This is a genomic window from Paenibacillus sp. J31P190 (genome assembly GCF_059692075.1).
Window position 1 is genome coordinate 23,244 of the sequence record NZ_JCAUAS010000024.1, and the last position, 17,743, is coordinate 40,986.

17 protein-coding genes are annotated in these 17,743 nt (G+C 45.5%); 12 read left to right on the plus strand and 5 right to left on the minus strand.

Going from position 1 to position 17,743, the window contains the following annotated elements; genetic code table 11:
• The first annotated feature begins 5 nt into the window (after positions 1-5).
• Positions 6-653, plus strand: a complete 648-nt coding sequence (locus AC58U0_RS30030) for a response regulator (protein ID WP_056835817.1) — start codon at positions 6-8, stop codon at positions 651-653.
• Positions 654-679: 26 nt separating this feature from the next.
• The gene (gene lepB, locus AC58U0_RS30035; protein WP_497382490.1) at positions 680-1,228 is read left to right on the plus strand and encodes a signal peptidase I; all 549 of its coding nucleotides are present in this window, start codon (positions 680-682) and stop codon (positions 1,226-1,228) included.
• Positions 1,229-1,350: 122 nt separating this feature from the next.
• Here lepB and AC58U0_RS30040 read toward each other — a convergent pair whose 3' ends face one another.
• Complete coding sequence (locus AC58U0_RS30040) at positions 1,351-2,070, minus strand: hypothetical protein (protein ID WP_497382491.1); 720 nt, start codon at positions 2,068-2,070, stop codon at positions 1,351-1,353.
• 168 nt (positions 2,071-2,238) lie between these two features.
• On the opposite strand from AC58U0_RS30040, the gene AC58U0_RS30045 reads away from it, so the two are divergent.
• Entirely contained in the window at positions 2,239-2,685 is a 447-nt protein-coding gene (locus tag AC58U0_RS30045) for a GNAT family N-acetyltransferase (protein WP_057307706.1), read from the plus strand.
• 42 nt (positions 2,686-2,727) lie between these two features.
• Here AC58U0_RS30045 and AC58U0_RS30050 read toward each other — a convergent pair whose 3' ends face one another.
• Complete coding sequence (locus AC58U0_RS30050; protein ID WP_497382492.1) at positions 2,728-3,102, minus strand: hypothetical protein; 375 nt, start codon at positions 3,100-3,102, stop codon at positions 2,728-2,730.
• A 191-nt stretch (positions 3,103-3,293) separates the two neighbouring features.
• Between AC58U0_RS30050 and zwf the strand changes: the two genes are divergently transcribed.
• The 5 genes from zwf to AC58U0_RS30075 all read left to right on the plus strand — a co-directional run bounded on the left by zwf (position 3,294) and on the right by AC58U0_RS30075 (position 9,943).
• Positions 3,294-4,829, plus strand: coding sequence for a glucose-6-phosphate dehydrogenase (gene zwf / locus AC58U0_RS30055; protein ID WP_497382493.1), 1,536 nt, complete (start codon positions 3,294-3,296; stop codon positions 4,827-4,829).
• A 164-nt stretch (positions 4,830-4,993) separates the two neighbouring features.
• Entirely contained in the window at positions 4,994-6,064 is a 1,071-nt protein-coding gene (locus tag AC58U0_RS30060; RefSeq protein ID WP_497382494.1) for a metallophosphoesterase family protein, read from the plus strand.
• Between the two features lie 227 nt (positions 6,065-6,291).
• The gene (locus AC58U0_RS30065; RefSeq protein ID WP_497382495.1) at positions 6,292-7,875 is read left to right on the plus strand and encodes a peptide chain release factor 3; all 1,584 of its coding nucleotides are present in this window, start codon (positions 6,292-6,294) and stop codon (positions 7,873-7,875) included.
• A gap of 150 nt (positions 7,876-8,025) precedes the next feature.
• The gene (locus AC58U0_RS30070) at positions 8,026-9,189 is read left to right on the plus strand and encodes a glycosyltransferase family 4 protein (RefSeq protein ID WP_497382496.1); all 1,164 of its coding nucleotides are present in this window, start codon (positions 8,026-8,028) and stop codon (positions 9,187-9,189) included.
• The gene (locus AC58U0_RS30075; protein WP_497382497.1) at positions 9,155-9,943 is read left to right on the plus strand and encodes a YheC/YheD family protein; all 789 of its coding nucleotides are present in this window, start codon (positions 9,155-9,157) and stop codon (positions 9,941-9,943) included. The genes AC58U0_RS30070 and AC58U0_RS30075 overlap by 35 nt, the downstream gene beginning before the upstream one ends.
• Here AC58U0_RS30075 and AC58U0_RS30080 read toward each other — a convergent pair.
• Positions 9,938-11,302 carry a putative bifunctional diguanylate cyclase/phosphodiesterase gene (locus tag AC58U0_RS30080; RefSeq protein WP_497382498.1) on the minus strand — a complete coding sequence of 455 codons (1,365 nt, stop codon included), beginning with the start codon at positions 11,300-11,302 and terminating at the stop codon, positions 9,938-9,940. The genes AC58U0_RS30075 and AC58U0_RS30080 overlap by 6 nt on opposite strands.
• A 263-nt stretch (positions 11,303-11,565) precedes the next feature.
• Between AC58U0_RS30080 and AC58U0_RS30085 the strand changes: the two genes are divergently transcribed.
• The 4 genes from AC58U0_RS30085 (at position 11,566) to AC58U0_RS30100 (ending at position 15,619) form a co-directional block, all read left to right on the plus strand.
• The gene (locus AC58U0_RS30085; RefSeq protein WP_497382499.1) at positions 11,566-12,600 is read left to right on the plus strand and encodes a LacI family DNA-binding transcriptional regulator; all 1,035 of its coding nucleotides are present in this window, start codon (positions 11,566-11,568) and stop codon (positions 12,598-12,600) included.
• A gap of 81 nt (positions 12,601-12,681) precedes the next feature.
• Complete coding sequence (locus tag AC58U0_RS30090) at positions 12,682-13,842, plus strand: Gfo/Idh/MocA family protein (RefSeq protein ID WP_497382500.1); 1,161 nt, start codon at positions 12,682-12,684, stop codon at positions 13,840-13,842.
• Positions 13,843-13,874: 32 nt separating this feature from the next.
• Positions 13,875-14,504 carry a ThuA domain-containing protein gene (locus AC58U0_RS30095; protein ID WP_497382501.1) on the plus strand — a complete coding sequence of 210 codons (630 nt, stop codon included), beginning with the start codon at positions 13,875-13,877 and terminating at the stop codon, positions 14,502-14,504.
• A 20-nt stretch (positions 14,505-14,524) separates the two neighbouring features.
• On the plus strand, positions 14,525-15,619 hold the full coding sequence (locus tag AC58U0_RS30100; protein WP_497382502.1) for a Gfo/Idh/MocA family protein: 1,095 nt from the start codon (positions 14,525-14,527) through the stop codon (positions 15,617-15,619).
• Between the two features lie 315 nt (positions 15,620-15,934).
• Here AC58U0_RS30100 and AC58U0_RS30105 read toward each other — a convergent pair whose 3' ends face one another.
• Together AC58U0_RS30105 and AC58U0_RS30110 are read right to left on the minus strand one after the other, a co-directional pair.
• Positions 15,935-16,759, minus strand: coding sequence for a carbohydrate ABC transporter permease (locus tag AC58U0_RS30105; protein ID WP_497382503.1), 825 nt, complete (start codon positions 16,757-16,759; stop codon positions 15,935-15,937).
• A gap of 11 nt (positions 16,760-16,770) precedes the next feature.
• Entirely contained in the window at positions 16,771-17,661 is an 891-nt protein-coding gene (locus AC58U0_RS30110; RefSeq protein ID WP_497382504.1) for a carbohydrate ABC transporter permease, read from the minus strand.
• Between the last annotated feature and the right edge of the window lie 82 nt (positions 17,662-17,743).

Here is a 17,743-nt window from a genome sequence, read left to right on the forward strand (position 1 = left end):
AGCAAATGGAAGACGCGTTGATCAAGGTTTTACTTGTCGATGACCACGAGATGGTCAGGATCGGACTCGCAGCCGTACTAGGGACAGAGGATGGTATTGAAGTGGTCGGGGAAGCCAGTAATGGTCATGATGGCATTCGGCTAGCACAGGAATATCGACCAGATGTCGTGCTCATGGATTTGGTCATGGAAGGCATGGACGGTATCGAAACGACAAGGAAGCTGCTGCAACTTTACCCGGATTGCAAAGTCATTGTGTTGACGAGCTTCTTAGATGATGAGAAAATGTATCCAGTGATTGAAGCAGGGGCTTTCAGCTATTTGCTCAAAACGTCACGCGCTTCCGAGATCGCCCAAGCGATCAGAGCGGCAGCTAAAGGGCAGTCCATTCTGGAGTCTCAGGTCGCCTCCAAGATCATGAATCGCTTTCGTCAGCCTAAGCCGGCAGCAGAGCCGCATGAGGAGTTAACCGATCGTGAAATGGAAGTGCTACGCTTGATTGCGAAAGGTAAATCCAATCAAGAGCTGGCGGATGATTTGTTTATCGGTGTGAAGACGGTAAAGTTTCACGTCACCAATGTTCTGGCCAAGCTAGGAGTAGAAGATCGAACACAAGCTGCCATCTATGCCTTTAAACATGGTTTGGCTGAATAGCAATTAGTCACAAGGGAGCGATACGAATGAATCTATTAAAGCAAATTTGGAGCTGGTTTGGTTCCATTGCCATTTCGTTTATTTTAGTCGTATTTCTTGGTGTTTTCGTGTTCCAATCCACAAAGGTAATGGGACATTCCATGGATCCGACGCTGCATGACAGTCAACGCGTGTATGTATCAAAGCTTTCTCATACGTTTAAATATGAACCTAACTATGAGGATATTGTAATTATCGACTCCAGAGTCGATCTTAAGAGAACATTCAAGAACGACTTGTTAGACAGCCCTTTGCTCAGTTTATTTACGAGTGGTGATGATAAACATGTCTGGATCAAACGGGTGATTGGTAAGCCGGGAGATCAATTGGAGCTCAAGGACGACAAGATGTACCGTAATGGTGTGCTTCTTGACGAGCCTTACATTAACGAGGCAATGAGAGCCAACGGAAACAAGAAATGGACGGTGCCTGCCGATCATATTTTCGTGATGGGAGATAACCGAAATAATAGTATGGATAGCAGAGTGATCGGATACATCCCTATTGATCATGTATTAGGTAAGAAGCTATTCTAATAAAAGCGACCCTCCGGGTGAGCATGCATGTGCATGGGCTCATTCGAGGGTCGCTTTTTTTTTCGCGAGTCAAGTGTATACAGAGCATCAGCCAGATCATTTCAATCATTCTGAATGGCCGATCACATCTGAATATCAAGCAGCAGTCCACTCATCGGAACCGGCAGATAAGCTTGGAGCTGAGATCGATATTGGCCGTAAGGCTTAAGCTGTGAACGAGACATTTGGAACAACGACTCCGACGGCAATTGCTGCAATTGTCCTATCGAATTCGAGAGTGTGGCGGCGAAGTTTGTAATACTGCCAAGACTTTTTAACGTGGAGCTAGGTTGGTTCTTAATTTGATCTTGAAGTTGATCTTCTTTGAGTTCTAAGCTTCCGTTATCCAGCTTTGTTATCCCAATCTCTTTCAGAGAATAGGGCTTAGCGGCTTGCTCTAGTCCTATGAAAAGAGAGCGATTCAAATACTCGGGAGAATCCCGCAAGCTGTCCTGAAATTCATTGTATGTATGTACGAATTGACGTATAGGTTCAATGATGGATTCGCTATCGGCTTCTGACGAAAGTGGTGTTGCCTTGTAGGCAATAGCAGGAAGTCGAGACCCCACCAAGGTTTGTGCCGATTGTTTAACGTTCTGTGCAGATTGTACAAATTCGGCTACGCCTTTCGCGGCAGACTGAGCGTGTTGTTTGTAGGCTAATTCTTCATAAGGCATGTCAAGAGGACGTCGAATGGTACTTGATTTACCTCCCGCAATACCGCTTACTGCGCTTACCCGGTAGTAGTCTTTGTGGGTTTGATAGCTGTTCAAAGCCATGATTGGGGGATACGCATAAATCATGGAGATCACCTCATTTTCGCTTAATCATAGTATAGCATTCGTAAGGGCTGGGGTAAATTGGTACTTGCTTTGTTAGAATAGTTAAAAAAAGCTGCCTATTCAAGCGGAGTCATTTGCAGTCATGCCAACATAAGATAGCATTATTGCTTCTTGTGGAGGCGGTGCCAAGTGATACGCAAACGAATGGCTTCCATTGATGATCGAGCGATTCATCGATTAGTCGTTGAACAGTTAGTACCTTTTTCTAGACTTTATGACACAGGTACTTCTGTAACATTTTCAGAAATACGGAAGAGACTGAATCAGAACAAAACGTTTGTTACTGCCAAAGGGTATAAACAGCCGTTCGGATTCATTACGATGATTCGTAAATCGAGTGTGTTATTCATTGATATGCTAGCCATCGATTCTCGTGAGCAAGGGAGAGGCTGGGGGCAGCAGCTTATGAAGGTCGCCGAAGAATACGGGAAAAGTGAGCGCTGTGTGACGGCTGAGCTTTTTGTTGATGAAAGCAACCCTAAAGCGATTCAATTTTACTTACGCAAAGGTTACGAAGTCCATTCGTTTATTCCCGAGTTAAGCTGTTATAAAATGAGTAAGAAATTGAGAAGATAAGACAAAGGGCTGCAGATGATGGTTTCATCCACAGCCCTTTCATTATTCACTGAACATAGCTGCAACGTTTTCGAGTTGAATATCGATTGCGCCTTGATAGCCAGGGGCCGCGCCGCCGAAGCTTAAAAGAGGAAGGCCAAAGGAAGAATACCTCTCTGCAGCTGTACCCGTGAATGAAGTTTGATCCGGTGACTTTGCTTGCTTCGCTTTAACTGTTTTTGATTTGGAAATGGTTTTTTTGGTTTTCTTCGTTGTCGTGTTGAGCTTTGGAGTGGCATCATCATTCAGGATCAGCTTGTTTTTTTCAATACGACTTAATACGCCATAGATTTCGGAGCCATCGTTTAAAAAAATTAGAACAGGCTTTCCGTAAAAGCTTTGACAGGCTTTATCAGTAATCGGATAAATAGGCTGCATCGTATCTTAGCACCTCCGTGTTATTGTGTACTTTCAGCCTATTCATGGCCGGGCGGATCGGTATAGACGAATGTCTATATTGTCATAAGAAAAAGTTATGAGAGAAAGTTCTCAGAAAAGTTGAATAGCTTGACTATTTTAGGTATGCTAAGCATATTAACTAATCCTAATAGAGAAAGAATGATGCATAGATGAGTGGAGCTGTGTTTTATATTTTCGGAGCAACGGGCGATTTGGCGAAAAGAAAGCTGTTTCCTGCTTTTTATAGCCTATATCGTGAAGGAAAGTTAGGAGAAAATTTTGCCGTAGTTGGTTTGGCTAGAAGACCTCGTACGAATGAACAATTTCGTGATGATGTAAAGCATTCGATTGAGGATTTTGCCCGTTATAAAGTGACGGATGAGGCGGAATGGGATCGATTCGCGCAGCGTTTTGAATACATGTCATTGGATATCAATAATGTTGCTGGTTTCCATGAACTTAATGTGCTGACAGCCAAACTGGATGAGAAGTATCAGACTGGTGGGAACCGCTTGTTCTACCTGGCTCTGGCTCCAGAGCTTTTCGGTAACGTATCGTACAACTTAAGTGAAGGTGGATTGCTCAAAACTAATGGCTGGCACCGTCTCGTTATTGAGAAGCCGTTCGGTTACGACCTGCCATCTGCTGAGCGCTTGAATGGACAACTTCGTCAAGTATTTGAAGAACAAGATATTTACCGCATTGATCACTACTTAGGTAAAGAAATGGTACAAAATATTGAGTTCGTTCGTTTCGCGAATGCCTTCTTTGAACCACTTTGGAACAACAAATACATAGCTAACATTCAAATTACGTTAAGTGAAACGGTCGGCGTTGAAGAACGCGGCGGTTATTATGATCACTCTGGCGCGCTGCGAGACATGGGTCAGAATCATATGCTGCAAATGCTGATGATGATGGCAATGGAACCGCCAAGCCGTCTGCATCCGGAAGATATCCGTGATGAGAAGGTGAAGGTCCTGCGTTCCCTCCGCTTATTCGAATCCGGCGAAGATGTTCGTGCGAATGTGGTCCGCGGTCAATATGCGAGTGGCTCGTCCAAAGGCAAAGCACTACCAGCTTACCGCGAAGAAGATTCGGTGAATCCGCAATCGACTACAGAGACTTATTTCGCAGCCAGGGTTCACGTGGATAATTTCCGCTGGGCAGGTGTACCTTTTTACATTCGTACGGGTAAAAGGCTGCCAGTCAAAACGACGGAGGTCGTTGTAGAATTTAAGAATATCCCGAATAATGTGTATTTGGCTAAGAAGCATGAGTTGGAGCCGAATCTGCTTGTTTTCCGTGTGAATCCGATGGAAGGCATCTATCTGAAAATGAATGCGAAGCAGCCAGGCTCGGAAGGCGTCATCGTACCCGTTGCGATGGATTTCTGCCAAAGCTGTCAGATCGGTATCAATACACCGGAAGCTTACGAACGCTTGCTTTATGATGCTACGCGTGGAGATTCCACGTACTTTACCCGTTGGGATGAAGTGGCGCTTGCTTGGTCCTATGTGGATCGTATTGCAGCAGCATGGAATGAGAAGACGGAAGATCTGAAATACTACCCAGCCGGATCTTGGGGGCCTGAAGAGGCATCGAAGCTACTAAGCGATGACGGCTTCAAGTGGTGGCCGATTAACGGTCAAAATGAAGGTGAAGTTGATTGGGAAGCCGTTCAAAAAACAACGGTTTTAACCTAGTTGATTTCAACCTCGACAAACGCGCTCGTTATGGACGGCGTAAGCCGTTTATCCTTGAGGTAACAAGCTTAACATCCAACTGGCGACTCTGCCTGTTGGATTTTTTTTGTGGTATAATAAATATTACGGAGTAAATTTTACTATTCATTACATGAGGTGCGTATATGTCACGAAGAGCTTTTATCAGATGGCTGCTGGCAATAGGGGCTGCACTCGTTGGTTTAAGTGCGATTTTTAGTCAAATGGTTAAGAAAAAGTTTATTCCAGATGCTCAGCCCGCCCAATCATCTGTGAAACCAGAGCCTTCTCAATCCGTGGCACAATCTTCGGCAGAACCCTTGCCGACAGGTCCCCTCATGTCCTATTTTATATTAAGCGACCTTCATATCAGTATAGGTGATGCACTTACGGGTAAGAAATTAAGACAAGCGCTTGATGATATTACACATTTTGACGGACCTGTTGATGCTATCATGCTAACAGGCGATCTGACGGACACAGGAACGGAACAAGATTATAAGGAGCTGCGTACCATTGTAAGTGAATATAAACTTCCGCCTGTTCATGCGAACATGGGAAATCACGATTATTACTCCATCTGGATTAATAAAGCGAATAACTGGGATCAAGCAGCTGTTCCGAACGGCAAAAGTGACGCGATGAGCCGAGAGTCGTTCAAGAAGTTTTTTGGCTACAAGCAACTCTACAATGATTTTACGACGAAGGGTCACTCCATCTTGTTGCTTTCACAAGAAGCGTACGTGCAAGAGAAGCCAGAGGTCGGTGAGGGAGCTTGGTATTCCGATGAGCAGCTGGAATGGTTCAAAGAACGGGTGAAAAGCCTCTATCAACCAGGAAGACCACTGTTCGTGATGACGCATCAACCGCTGCCGGCCAGTGGCACAGATGGGGGATCACATCAATTAATACGCGCGATCAAGTTCCGCGAGACGTTAAAGCCTTATAAGAATGTGTTCGTGTTCTGCGGACATCGCCATCAAGATTTCCAGAATGGGACACCGCATTATGTGAAGGAGTCTTTCCATTATTTCCACAATGCTTCGGTTGGAAGAACGCTTAACCGCGCGTACCAGCAAGAAGCCAAAAATAAAGCACAAGGCATCTATGTGCAAGTATTTGCGGATAAGGTCGTCGTGCGCGGCCGAGAGTTTAGCAATCGAACTTTCCTAGATGAAGCGAATTGGAGTATTGATTTGCAGAAAGTTCAAGCCTGATTCATAGTAAGCTTAAATGCTGTTTAAAAAGATCGCTTTCAGAACCGAGAAGGTTGGACGAAGTCCGGAGAAGGAGGAACGGAGCGTAGAGATTTGCTACGTGAGTACCGGACTTCCCGGTTTCGTTCAAGATTCGATGCTGAGATGCTTCCTGAAATGACTTCGTTATCAAAGTGAACTTTTTAAACTACCTCTATATGTAAAACAAGAAGGGAATAATCTAACAGATGACAACGCAACTCTCTAAACTTCTCGCAACAGAAGTCGCTAAGCGACGTACGTTCGCGATTATTTCTCACCCGGATGCGGGTAAAACAACATTAACCGAGAAACTGCTGTTATTCGGAGGCGCGATTCGCTTAGCCGGAACGGTCAAAGGGCGTAAGGCTAGCAAACATGCGACATCCGACTGGATGGAAATCGAGAAGCAGCGTGGAATTTCGGTAACATCCAGCGTTATGCAGTTCGACTACGAAGGGCATCGCGTGAACATTCTGGATACACCTGGTCACCAAGACTTCAGTGAGGATACGTACCGAACACTTACCGCTGCAGATAGCGCGGTGATGCTGATCGACGTAGCCAAAGGGGTCGAGATGCAGACGAAGAAGCTATTCCAGGTGTGTAGAATGCGCGGAATTCCGATCTTCACGTTTATTAACAAAATGGACCGTGAGGGCCGCGACCCGTTTGAACTCCTAGAAGAATTAGAAGAAGTGCTCGGCATTCGTTCCTATCCAATGAACTGGCCGATTGGTTCGGGTAAACAGTTCTGTGGGGTTTACGATCGCGGGAAATCACAATTAGAGCTGTATCAAGGTGAAGATCACAAAGAGATTCAAGTGCGCAAGGTGGATGGTGTTGATGATCCATTAGTGAAGCAAATTGCCGGCGAATTCTTGCACAAACAATTAAGCCAGGATATCGAGCTGCTCGATATAGCCGGTGATCCGTTTGATATGGAGAAAGTACTGCAAGGCGAGCTTACACCTGTTTTCTTCGGCAGTGCCGTGAACAACTTCGGTGTGCAGACGTTTCTAGAGAACTTCCTTCAGCTTGCACCAGCGCCTGAGCCGCGCAACAGCACAGTAGGCATCATAGAGCCTACCAAAGAGAAATTCTCAGGCTATGTATTCAAGATTCAAGCGAATATGAATCCAGCTCACCGCGACCGTGTGGCTTTCCTGCGAATCGTTTCTGGCAAGTTCGAGCGTGGTATGTCCGTGAAACATGTTCGACTCGGCAAAGACATTAAGTTAGCTCAGCCGCAGCAATTTTTGGCGCAAGACCGTGACATCGTTGAAGAGGCATTCCCGGGCGATATCATCGGCTTGTTTGATCCCGGTATTTTCCGGATCGGGGATTCCTTAAGTGAAGGGGAAGCGGTCGTTTTCGACGAGCTGCCTACCTTCTCTCCGGAGCTGTTCAGCAAAGTTTCAATCAAGAATGCTTTGAAGCAAAAGCAGTTCCTCAAAGGGATTGATCAATTGACCGAAGAAGGTATGATTCAAGTATTTACCACGATTGGTTTCGAGGATATGATTCTTGGCGTAGTCGGTCAACTGCAATTCGAAGTGCTTGAACACCGGATGAAATCCGAATATGGCGTAGACATTTTACTACAACGTCAGAACTATCAGTTCGCTCGTTGGATTATAGACGAGAAGCTGGATCCGAGTAAATTCCGCATTAACTCACAGCTGGTAAAAGATAAAAAAGGAAATTTCGTAGGCTTGTTCGAGAGCGAGTATGCGCTGCGATCTTCGATCGAGAAAAACCCCACTGCTAAATTTTTAACTAGCGCTCCATAAGTGTTGTAATTGAAGAAGAGGCTGTCTCCAGACTTAATCTGGGAATAGCCTCTTCTTTCAATTTTGTCGCCAATGGATGGTTTGCTTCATACAATAGGTACGGGTTAATAAGTTGTCATTAAGCTAGCCCTAAGGAAGTGAATTAGAGACGTGCACCTCTTAATCATTGCTCCTGAACAAATTCCAGTACCGCCAATTCTAGGTGGTTCCGTCGAAATATGCATTTATTCCATTGCACGGGAGCTTGCCAAAATGCATCAAGTTACCGTTATTTCGCGGCAGCATCCTAGGTATAGCCATATTTCGCGGCGAGGTCAACTTACGATAATAAGAGTACCTACGGGAAGCTCTCATACGTACTTGAAGGAAGTGCTTAAGGCAACCAAAGGGAAGACATTTGATTGGATTCAAGTCGATAACAGACCCCAGTATGCTGCCGTCATCAAAAGCCATTTTCCGAAAACGCCAGTATCTTTATTCTTACATTCCTTAACTTTCGTAAAGCCCCCCTATGCGTCTGTTCGTCGATGCTCCAAGCATTTGAACGAAGTAGATTGGATTGTAACTAACAGCAGTTCACTCGCAGAGGAGCTAACAAGACTGTATCCGAAACAGCGAAATCAGCTTCACAAGATTTACCTCGGGACCGAATTGGCTAGATTTTGCCCAAAATCGGAGAAAGCGAAGAGACGTTTAAGAAGAAAGTATCGGGTTAGCAATAACGGTTTTCAGATCCTTTATGTCGGCCGACTTATCCAGCGCAAAGGCATCCCTATATTAATTCATGCTGTTCATCTGGCTAGAAAAACGATCCCTGGGTTGAAGCTTCTGATTGCTGGGGGCGAGCAAGGTAAAGGTTTCAAGGCGCTGCTTAAAAGGAAGGCTAATAAGCTTAGAGTGCCAACAAAGTTTCTAGGTAATATTCCGCATCGAAAGATACATGAAGTATATGGACTCGCGAATTGTTTCGTTTGTCCTTCACAAAAGCATGAGGCATTTGGTTTGGTGAATGTGGAAGCGATGGCTTCTGGACTTCCAGTTATCGCCTCGGATATTGGAGGAATTAAAGAGGTCATTCAGCATGAACATAACGGGGTTCTGATTAAAGAATTTCGAGATCCTCGCGCATTCGCACGGAGTATTGTGGCGGTGGCCGAACGGAAAGAATGGGCAGAGGGTTTAGCCAAACAGGCGCGGAGCGATGTCAAAAAGCAATTCAGCTGGCAGGCCACAGCACAATCTTTGGCCGACTTCTATAGACTGAAGCTGGAGGCAAAACATGAAAAATACGTCAAGGAAACCGGTTCGTCTTAGTAGAGCTAGGTACGTCACTAGCAAAATTGGCAAAACAAAAGCAATTGAATCAAAGGAAAAGCTGCGTCAATATGTTCCGACCACTAAACGAATGAATCAAGAGACACTTAGGGAAATGCTTAACCAATATAAAATGGTGTATATTAAACCCAATGTAGGTATGTTTGGAAACGGTGTTATACGTGTGGAACTGGCGAAGGAGGGGGCAGAAAAACCTTATTCGTACCAGTCAGGCGTTCGATTAAAACAGTTTAGAACATTTGATGAGATGTATGCATCCATCAGTAAAGTGACGAAAAAACGGTTTTATTTAGTACAAAAGGGGATTCATCTGCTCAAATACAAAGGAAATCGGTTCGATCTTCGTGTTATGGTTCAACAAACGCCTCATCACAAATGGGAGACTACGGGTGTAATAGGCAGAGTAGCCCATCCTAAAAAAGTGGTTACTAATTTCCACAATGGGGGAACATTGAAGCCGGTGGAAACGCTGCTCCACAAGTATTTGCCTTCAAGTAAGCGAAAGGTTTATGTCAAGAAGCTGCATGTTCTGGGGTTGCAGATAGCTAAGGCGATTAACACGCGTTATAAAGGGGTTAAGGAGATCGGTGTCGATGTTGCCTTGGACGATAAGCTGCATCCATGGATTCTTGAGGTAAACACGAGTCCTGATCCCTATATTTTTCGAAGATTGAGCGACAAACGTATTTTTGCCAAAATGAGACGTTATGCCAAAGCTTACAGCCGGTTATGAAATCATAACCGGTTTGTTGTTATTCCTATGAAAGGTTTGCTCAATTTCGATAGCGGATACGGGAGGACTTAATAAATAGCCTTGAATCGTCGTGCAGGTTGTTTCTTTCAATATTTCAAGCTGGCTCCATTCTTCTACGCCTTCTGCAACCACCTGCACTTCAAGAGCATGGCCGAGATGGATAATAGCATTTGTAATGGCCCAATCATCTTTATTGCTATGTATATTTTTAACGAAAGAACGGTCAATTTTCAAACAATGGATAGGGAATTGTTTCAAGTAATTAAGTGATGAATAGCCGATTCCGAAGTCATCGATCGAGATCGAAATCCCTTTCGTACATAGCTTATCCAGTACCGCGACGGTTGTATCCATATTTTGCATAATGGAGCTTTCGGTAATTTCAAATTCAAGAAAGGCAGGGTCTATGCCGGTTTGCTCAATAATCTGAATGGCCTTATCCGAAAAAGACTCATCTTGAAATTGACAAGGGGAGATATTTACAGCAATTTGATAGTTCAAAATATCAGCCTCCAGCCATCTCGCTTTTTGGAGACAAGCCTCGCGGAGCACCCATTCACCAAGCTGTAAAATCAAACCGCTCTCCTCAGCAAGCGGAATAAACTCGTTCGGAGCAATTAAGCCGAGCTTCGGGTGATTCCAGCGCACCAAGGCTTCCAAACAAATAATGTTTCCAGTGGAGAGTTCAAGACGTGGTTGATAGTATAAGATGAGTTGATTCTCAAGTATAGCCTTCCGCAGCTCAGTTTCCATCTGAACCTGATTGGAGAACCGCTGCACGTGCGATGAATGATAGGTGACAAGCTTGTTCTTACCTGTACGCTTAGCGGCTAGGAGAGCTTGATCAGCTTGATGCAAGGCTTGTTCGATCGTAGCAAGCGATATGTCGACAGCACTCATACCTATACTCACGGTAATATAACATTCTTGATCCATTACGATGAAGGATGTGACAAAAACGTGCTGGATGCTTTGAATGGTTTGGGAAAGCTGATCTTGGGTATTAGCATGTATAAGGAGAGTAAATTCATCATCTCCTGATTGAACAACAAGATCACAGCCGTGTACGGTCCGCAGACGATTGCCCACTGCTTCCAAAAGGAGATCGCCAGACTTGTATCCGAGCGATAAATTAACTTGGCGAAACCGGTCAATATCAAGGATGAGAAGAGAATGTAATGGGGCTGTGCGCTTAACATGATATCGATTTTCAATAGTCTGCTTTAATAAGGCTTGAAGTCGCTGTCGATGGTGAACACGAGTGATTATTTTCTTACTCTTAAGAGTACCTAATGCTGCCGATGCGGCGAAGTGAAAAAGGCGCCAGACTGCTTTCATTGCTATCACTCATTCCCACATCATAGTTGTCCACTGTACCCCTTATCATAAGTCCAAATACGAACAGTAGACAAGATTATAAATTAGTTATTTTTACAAATAATAGCAAATTTCTTGTTTAACTTTATGTAAAATTGATGAAAATGTCGAATGTTGTTGAATAAAATACTCAATAATTTTGTATTGACATGAATGGCTGTTGAATGAGAGAATGTACGCGTGTACATTGTTAGTTTAATGAATGAATTATCGGAGGCTTATGCATGGTGACGAGAAAAGAGGTTGCTGAACTAGCAGGGGTTTCAGAGGCGACCGTATCCCGTGTATTCAATGGGCTAGGCCCCATGAAGCCTGCTACGAAAGAGCGTGTGCTTGAATCTGCTAAACAGCTCAACTATCATCCAAATGCTATTGCGCAAAGCTTCGCTCGGAGGCGCAGTGGTAATCTTGGCGTTGTGCTGCCCTATATGCCCAAAGTACATCTCTTCTCAGCCTTTTATTTCGCGGAAATATTAAGCGGCATAGGGGAACAAGTAAGGGAGCAGGGCTACGACATGCTGCTATCACTTTTAACACCGGATGAGAATTTGGATTACACCCGACTTTATCGCTCGCAGAAGGTGGATGCTTGTGTCATCCTGGGTTCAAGGGATACTCCTCAGCAGCGGGAATCGCTAGTGCAGCTGCAGGCGCAGGGATTGCCTTTTTGTTTGGTCAATCAAAGCTTCGAGGGGTTAACCTTTCATGAGGTGGATGCGGATCATGTAGAAGGCAGTTATAGGGCTGTTCGGCATTTACAGGAAGAGGGCTATCGGAAGATTGCTTTTCTGAACGGTTCGCCCCAGTATTCGAACTCTGGCGATAGACTTCAGGGCTATAGGAAAGCAATGAGTGAAGCAGGCTTAGCAGTTCCGCCTGAGCTGCTGCTTGAAGGCAATTACAGCCGTAAAAGCGGTTATGAAGCGGCATCAGGGCTATGGGAACATCGGGATCAGGTGGAAGCGGTATTTGCGGCCAATGATCGGATGGCGATCGGTTTGATGCAAGGGCTCCGTGAGCGTGGTTGGATCGCTGGGCGTGATTTCGCTATTATAGGCTGCGATGATTCGGATGCTGCTAAGCTCAGCGATCCACCGCTAAGCAGCATCAATGTGCCTTTCTACGAGATGGGCAAAGAGGCAGCACGCAGTGTGCTGGCGGGTTTGCTGCATGGGGAAGGCACGAAGGAAACACGAATCAAGCTGCCAACCCGATTGGTTGTGCGACAATCATCGAGAGCAGTCACCATAAATAATTAATAGTTGAATGGATGAAAGAAAGCAAATGAATGCTAACGAAGCTAGTTTTGTTAAGGCAAAACTCTAGGGAGGCGCACTTTTATGAAATCTTTCAATATTGGTATGGTTGGCTATAAGTTTATGGGCAAAGCACATAGTCATGCTTATAAGGATTTGCATATGTTTTTCCCGCAGACAGCGGTACCGAAGATGAAGCTCATCTGCGGTCGAGATGAAAGCGGTGTCAGCGCCGCAGCCGAACAATTCGGCTGGGACGGGTATGTCACCGACTGGCGCGACCTGGTTACGCATCTCGATGTCGACATCGTCGATATCAATGCGCCCAGCGATGCGCACAAGGAAATCGCGCTTGCTGCGGCGAAGGCTGGCAAGCATCTGTTCTGTGAGAAGCCGCTGGCGCTGACCCTTGAGGATGCAAGGGAAATGCTGGAGGCGGCTGAAACAGCCGGGGTGAAGCACATGGTGGGCTTCAACTACAGGTTTGCACCTGCGGTGCAGCTCGCGAAGAAGCTCGTCGAGAGCGGCCGCCTCGGAGACATCTACCACTTCCGAGCTTGGTTCCTGCAGGATTGGATCGTAGATCCCATGTTCCCGCTGGTCTGGCGTCTCCAGAAGGAGATTGCTGGCTCTGGGTCGCACGGCGACCTGGGCGCGCATCTGATCGATCTGGCGCACTTCTTAGTCGGTGACATGACGGAGGTTATCGGCATGAGTGAGACGTTCATTAAGGAGCGGCCACTGCCGACTTCGATGACGGGTCTTAGCGCCAAAGGCAGCAAGGATGCACCGCGCGGACCAGTAACGGTCGATGATGCGACGCTGTTCATGGCACGTTTTGCGAATGGGGCGCTCGGCAGCTTCGAGGCTACCCGTTTAGCACCAGGGCACCGGTGCACGAATTCTTTTGAAATTAACGGCAGTAAGGGCAGTGTGAAGTTTGATTTTGAGCGTTTGAATGAATTACAGGTTTATTTTACAAGCGATGATGAGGATGTACAGGGTTTCAGACGTGTTCTGGCGACTGATTCGTCACATGCTTACATGGATGCTTGGTGGCCTGCTGGACATACGATTGGTTATGAGCACACATTTGTACACGAAGTCGTTGAGCTGATGAACGCAATTTCGGAAGACCGTCAGCCGGTCCCGAATTTCGCAGATGGTGTGAAGTGTCAAGAGGTGCTGGAAGCGGTGGATCAATCCATTGCGCAGCGTCGTTGGGTGAGTATTAGTGAAGTCTAAGGATAGATAAGTATGGAGAGGGGCTTTGGGCAGTGAGTAAACAAGCATTGATTGTGTGGGGTGGCTGGGACGGTCATCAACCAGAAGAAGTGGCTGGCATTTTCGCAGGTTTATTGCGTGAGGAAGGCTTTGGCGTGGAAGTATCGGATACACTGGACAGCTTCAAAGATGCAGAGCGTTTGGCGGGCGTTGATCTTATCGTTCCAGTATGGACCATGGGTAACATCGAAAGTGAGCAGTTGAAACCGTTAATCGCAGCGGTAAAAGAAGGCGGAACTGGCATCGCCGGTTGTCATGGTGGTATGGGAGATTCCTTCCGTAACGAAGTGGAATATCAATACATGGTTGGCGGTCAATGGGTAGCGCATCCTGGAAATGACGGCGTGACGTATACGGTTCGAATCAAGGATCGAGGACATCTATTGACGGAGGGCATGGAAGATTTTGTCGTTGTCTCTGAAAAGTATTACATGCATGTGGATCCAGCCATTCACGTACATGCGGTTACAGACTTTGGCGATGTGGAGATGCCGGTTGTTTGGACCAAAACCTATGGAGCGGGCAAGGTATATTATAACTCGCTAGGTCACCAAGCTAACATCGTTCGGATGCCAGAAACACTAGAATTAATGCGTCGCGGCTTACTGTGGGCAACACGATAATGATTAGGGGGAAGTAAGATATGAGTAAGAAGAAAGTTGGTATTATCGGTTGCGGAAATATTAGTGCAGCCTATATGAAAAATATTCCTAACTTTGAGCATTTGGAGCTGCTCGCGTGTGCCGATATCGATTTGGACAGAGCAAAGGCTCGTGCGGAGGAATTCAGCATTCCTCATGCGTACACGGTTCAAGAGCTATTGAATGATTCGAATATTGATATTGTGATTAATTTGACGATTCCTGCAGCGCATGCCGAAGTCTGTATTCAAGTGTTGGAAGCGGGCAAACACGTGTATGTGGAGAAGCCGCTAGCTGTAACTCGTGAAGAAGGTTTGCAGATCCTAGAAGTTGCGCGCCGCAAAGGATTACTGGTTGGCAGCGCACCGGATACGTTCCTTGGAGGAGGTATTCAAACGTGTTTGAAGCTGATTAATGACGGCTGGATTGGCACACCGATTGCGGCAACCGCATTCATGATGGGTAAAGGCCATGAGCATTGGCACCCGGATCCTGAATTTTATTATGCAAAAGGCGGCGGCCCTATGTTCGATATGGGTCCTTATTACTTAACAGCATTAGTGGCATTACTTGGGCCAATTCGCCGAGTAACCGGATCGGCTGCCGCTAGTTTCCCGGAGCGCACCATTTCTAGTGAGAAGAAACGCGGGAAAAAAATTACAGTAGATACCCCAACTCATATTGCTGGTGTGCTGGATTTCCACAGTGGTGCGATAGCAACGCTTGTAACAAGCTTTGATATTATGGGTGGCACGCAACTTCCGAACATTGAAATCTACGGCAGTCAAGGTTCTTTACGTGTTCCGGATCCGAATACATTCGGCGGTCAGGTGCTTATTCGCAGAGGCGGTTCAGATTGGGAGCCGATTCCTCTATCGCATGGCTACAAAGAAAACCACCGAGGTTTAGGTGTTGCTGCCATGGCTGAGGCCCTGATAAGCGGCCAAAGTGATGCACATCGCGCGAATGGGGAGCTGGCGTACCACGTGCTCGAGGCGATGCATGGCTTCCACGACGCGTCCGATTCAGGGAAGCATTACGTGATGCAAAGCAGCTGTGAGAAACCAGCCCCGTTGTCACCTTACTCTGTGCTATAAAAAGCTTTAAATGCGGAGCTGTTCCTATGTCATATTTGGAAAGTTCAGCTCCTACTTAATAAATTTCGCAGTCTGCTGCTACTTCTATTGGAGTTAATCCAGTGGAAGTAGGGGGTTAGCGTCCTAAACGTCGATTTCGTTGGAGTTGCTCCAATAGAAGCACGAATTTCGAAGCCTGAAGATCAATTCTATTGGAAAAATCCAATGGAAGTATGAACTTTGTGTACAACAAGCTTAAGCGCCTCACCGATAATCGGTGAGGCGCTTAAGTTTGTTGCACACATAACACTAGCTTGCGGGTTTACAACTAGAACCTCAACCCTTAACTGCACCTGCGGTAACACCTTTGGTAATTTGTTCATTAAAAATTGCGTAGATGATAATAGCCGGTATCGATGTTAACACCATGACGGCAAATTGTGATCCATAATCGGAAGAATATTGGCCGGTGAAGTTCATTACAGAGAAAGGCAATGTTTTAAGTGAATCTTTGCTTAAGAATGTGGATGCCATAATAAATTCATTCCAGCACGTCAGAAACGTGGTTACCGCTATGGTGACTAATGCCGGCATGGTAAGCGGCATGATAATTTGAAAGACAATCCTGTAAATGCTGCAACCGTCCATAACAGCTGATTCTTCAATAGCTCCAGGAATGCTGCGTAAAAATCCGGATAGAATGAAGGTTCCAAGCGGTACCGAAACGGCTGTGTAGGGAAGAATCAAGCCCAGATAGGAATTCGTCAATCCCAGGCTTTTGAAAATAGCAAAGTTGGGAAGCAGGGTTGCATGAATCGGAATCATAATACCCAGCAAAATAATTGTGAAAAAAAAGGAACGCGTTTTCCACTGCATGCGGGTAAACGCATAGGCTAGCGACAAAGAGAGGAAGACAGTCAAGATAATAGTTACAGTTGAAATCAGAACACTGTTTAACAAATACTTTGGAAATTTGCCATCGACCCAAGCATTTACATAGTTTTGCCATTGTGGTGAACTAGGCCATTTCAAAATGCTTGAGGAGAAAAAATCGCTGCTGCTATTGAAAGAAAAGTCGACCAGCCAAATTAACGGAAACAATTGCCCAAATGAAACGAGCAGGAATAAGATCCAAAGCATTATTTTATGTTTTTTCTTCATGAGATCACCGCCTAGTATTCTGCTGCATCGCTACGAATTAGCTTGTTGCTTACATACGTAGCGATCAGGCAGATGAGAATAAAAAGAATCGAAATTGCGTTTGCATAACCGTATTGGCTTGCTGAGAACGCCTTGTTATATAAGTAAACGGCGAGGAATTGCGTGGAATCGCCAGGTCCGCCATTTGTCGTAAGAAAGACAGTTTCCATCTGCTTTAAAGCAGTAACAATGGCAAGGGTAACTTGAACGGCAATGACGGGTGAAAGCAAGGGAATAGTTATTTTCCAATGGAGCTTAAACCCTGAAGCACCGTCCAAATGAGCGGCTTCGTACAGATCTTCCGGAATTCCTTTTATACCTGCGTAGTAGAACAGCAAACCCCAACCGAAGCCCGACCAAATCAGAATAAATAATAAGGTTCCCAAAGCGGTATGCATGTCGCCTAACCAAGCGTGCTTCAAAAATCCGAGCCCGGACAAATCCAGAATTTTATTGAACATACCGAACTCAGGATCGAAAATCGTTAGCCACATTCTAGATATAACGACAACGGATATGACACATGGAATGAAAAAGATGGTACGGAATACCTTTTCTGCTTTTCCGCCGATACGGTCTAACATGATGGCAAAAAATATACAAATGGGATGCTGGAGAAAGATACAGCCAGCTGCAAGGAGTAGAGCATTGAGCAGTGATTTCCAAAAGCGCGGATCATCCGTAAGCAAGTCTTTATAATTTTGAAGTCCGACCATATGAATGTCGGTCCCAGGTGCGAGCGTATCGGTTAGCGAATAATAGGCGCTTAGAATAATCGGAGCCAGAAATGTAAGAATGAATAATAGAATACCTGGAAACACGAAAAGAAAAATAGCCAATTTATTGCCGAGCACTTTTTGCATGTCCTTTCGGCTCCTTCCGTTTGGATGCAGATAAGGACAGGAAACATAACCTGTCCTTAACTTTTCTCTTTATTTACTTAGG

Coding starts and splice junctions, on each gene's coding strand:
- AC58U0_RS30030 (WP_056835817.1), top strand. CDS start 6: ATGGAAGACGCGTTGATCAAGGTTTTACTTGTCGATGACCACGAGATG.
- lepB (WP_497382490.1), top strand. CDS start 680: ATGAATCTATTAAAGCAAATTTGGAGCTGGTTTGGTTCCATTGCCATT.
- AC58U0_RS30040 (WP_497382491.1), bottom strand. CDS start 2,070: ATGATTTATGCGTATCCCCCAATCATGGCTTTGAACAGCTATCAAACC.
- AC58U0_RS30050 (WP_497382492.1), bottom strand. CDS start 3,102: ATGCAGCCTATTTATCCGATTACTGATAAAGCCTGTCAAAGCTTTTAC.
- zwf (WP_497382493.1), top strand. CDS start 3,294: ATGAGTGGAGCTGTGTTTTATATTTTCGGAGCAACGGGCGATTTGGCG.
- AC58U0_RS30060 (WP_497382494.1), top strand. CDS start 4,994: ATGTCACGAAGAGCTTTTATCAGATGGCTGCTGGCAATAGGGGCTGCA.
- AC58U0_RS30065 (WP_497382495.1), top strand. CDS start 6,292: ATGACAACGCAACTCTCTAAACTTCTCGCAACAGAAGTCGCTAAGCGA.
- AC58U0_RS30075 (WP_497382497.1), top strand. CDS start 9,155: ATGAAAAATACGTCAAGGAAACCGGTTCGTCTTAGTAGAGCTAGGTAC.
- AC58U0_RS30080 (WP_497382498.1), bottom strand. CDS start 11,302: ATGAAAGCAGTCTGGCGCCTTTTTCACTTCGCCGCATCGGCAGCATTA.
- AC58U0_RS30085 (WP_497382499.1), top strand. CDS start 11,566: ATGGTGACGAGAAAAGAGGTTGCTGAACTAGCAGGGGTTTCAGAGGCG.
- AC58U0_RS30090 (WP_497382500.1), top strand. CDS start 12,682: ATGAAATCTTTCAATATTGGTATGGTTGGCTATAAGTTTATGGGCAAA.
- AC58U0_RS30100 (WP_497382502.1), top strand. CDS start 14,525: ATGAGTAAGAAGAAAGTTGGTATTATCGGTTGCGGAAATATTAGTGCA.
- AC58U0_RS30105 (WP_497382503.1), bottom strand. CDS start 16,759: ATGAAGAAAAAACATAAAATAATGCTTTGGATCTTATTCCTGCTCGTT.
- AC58U0_RS30110 (WP_497382504.1), bottom strand. CDS start 17,661: ATGCAAAAAGTGCTCGGCAATAAATTGGCTATTTTTCTTTTCGTGTTT.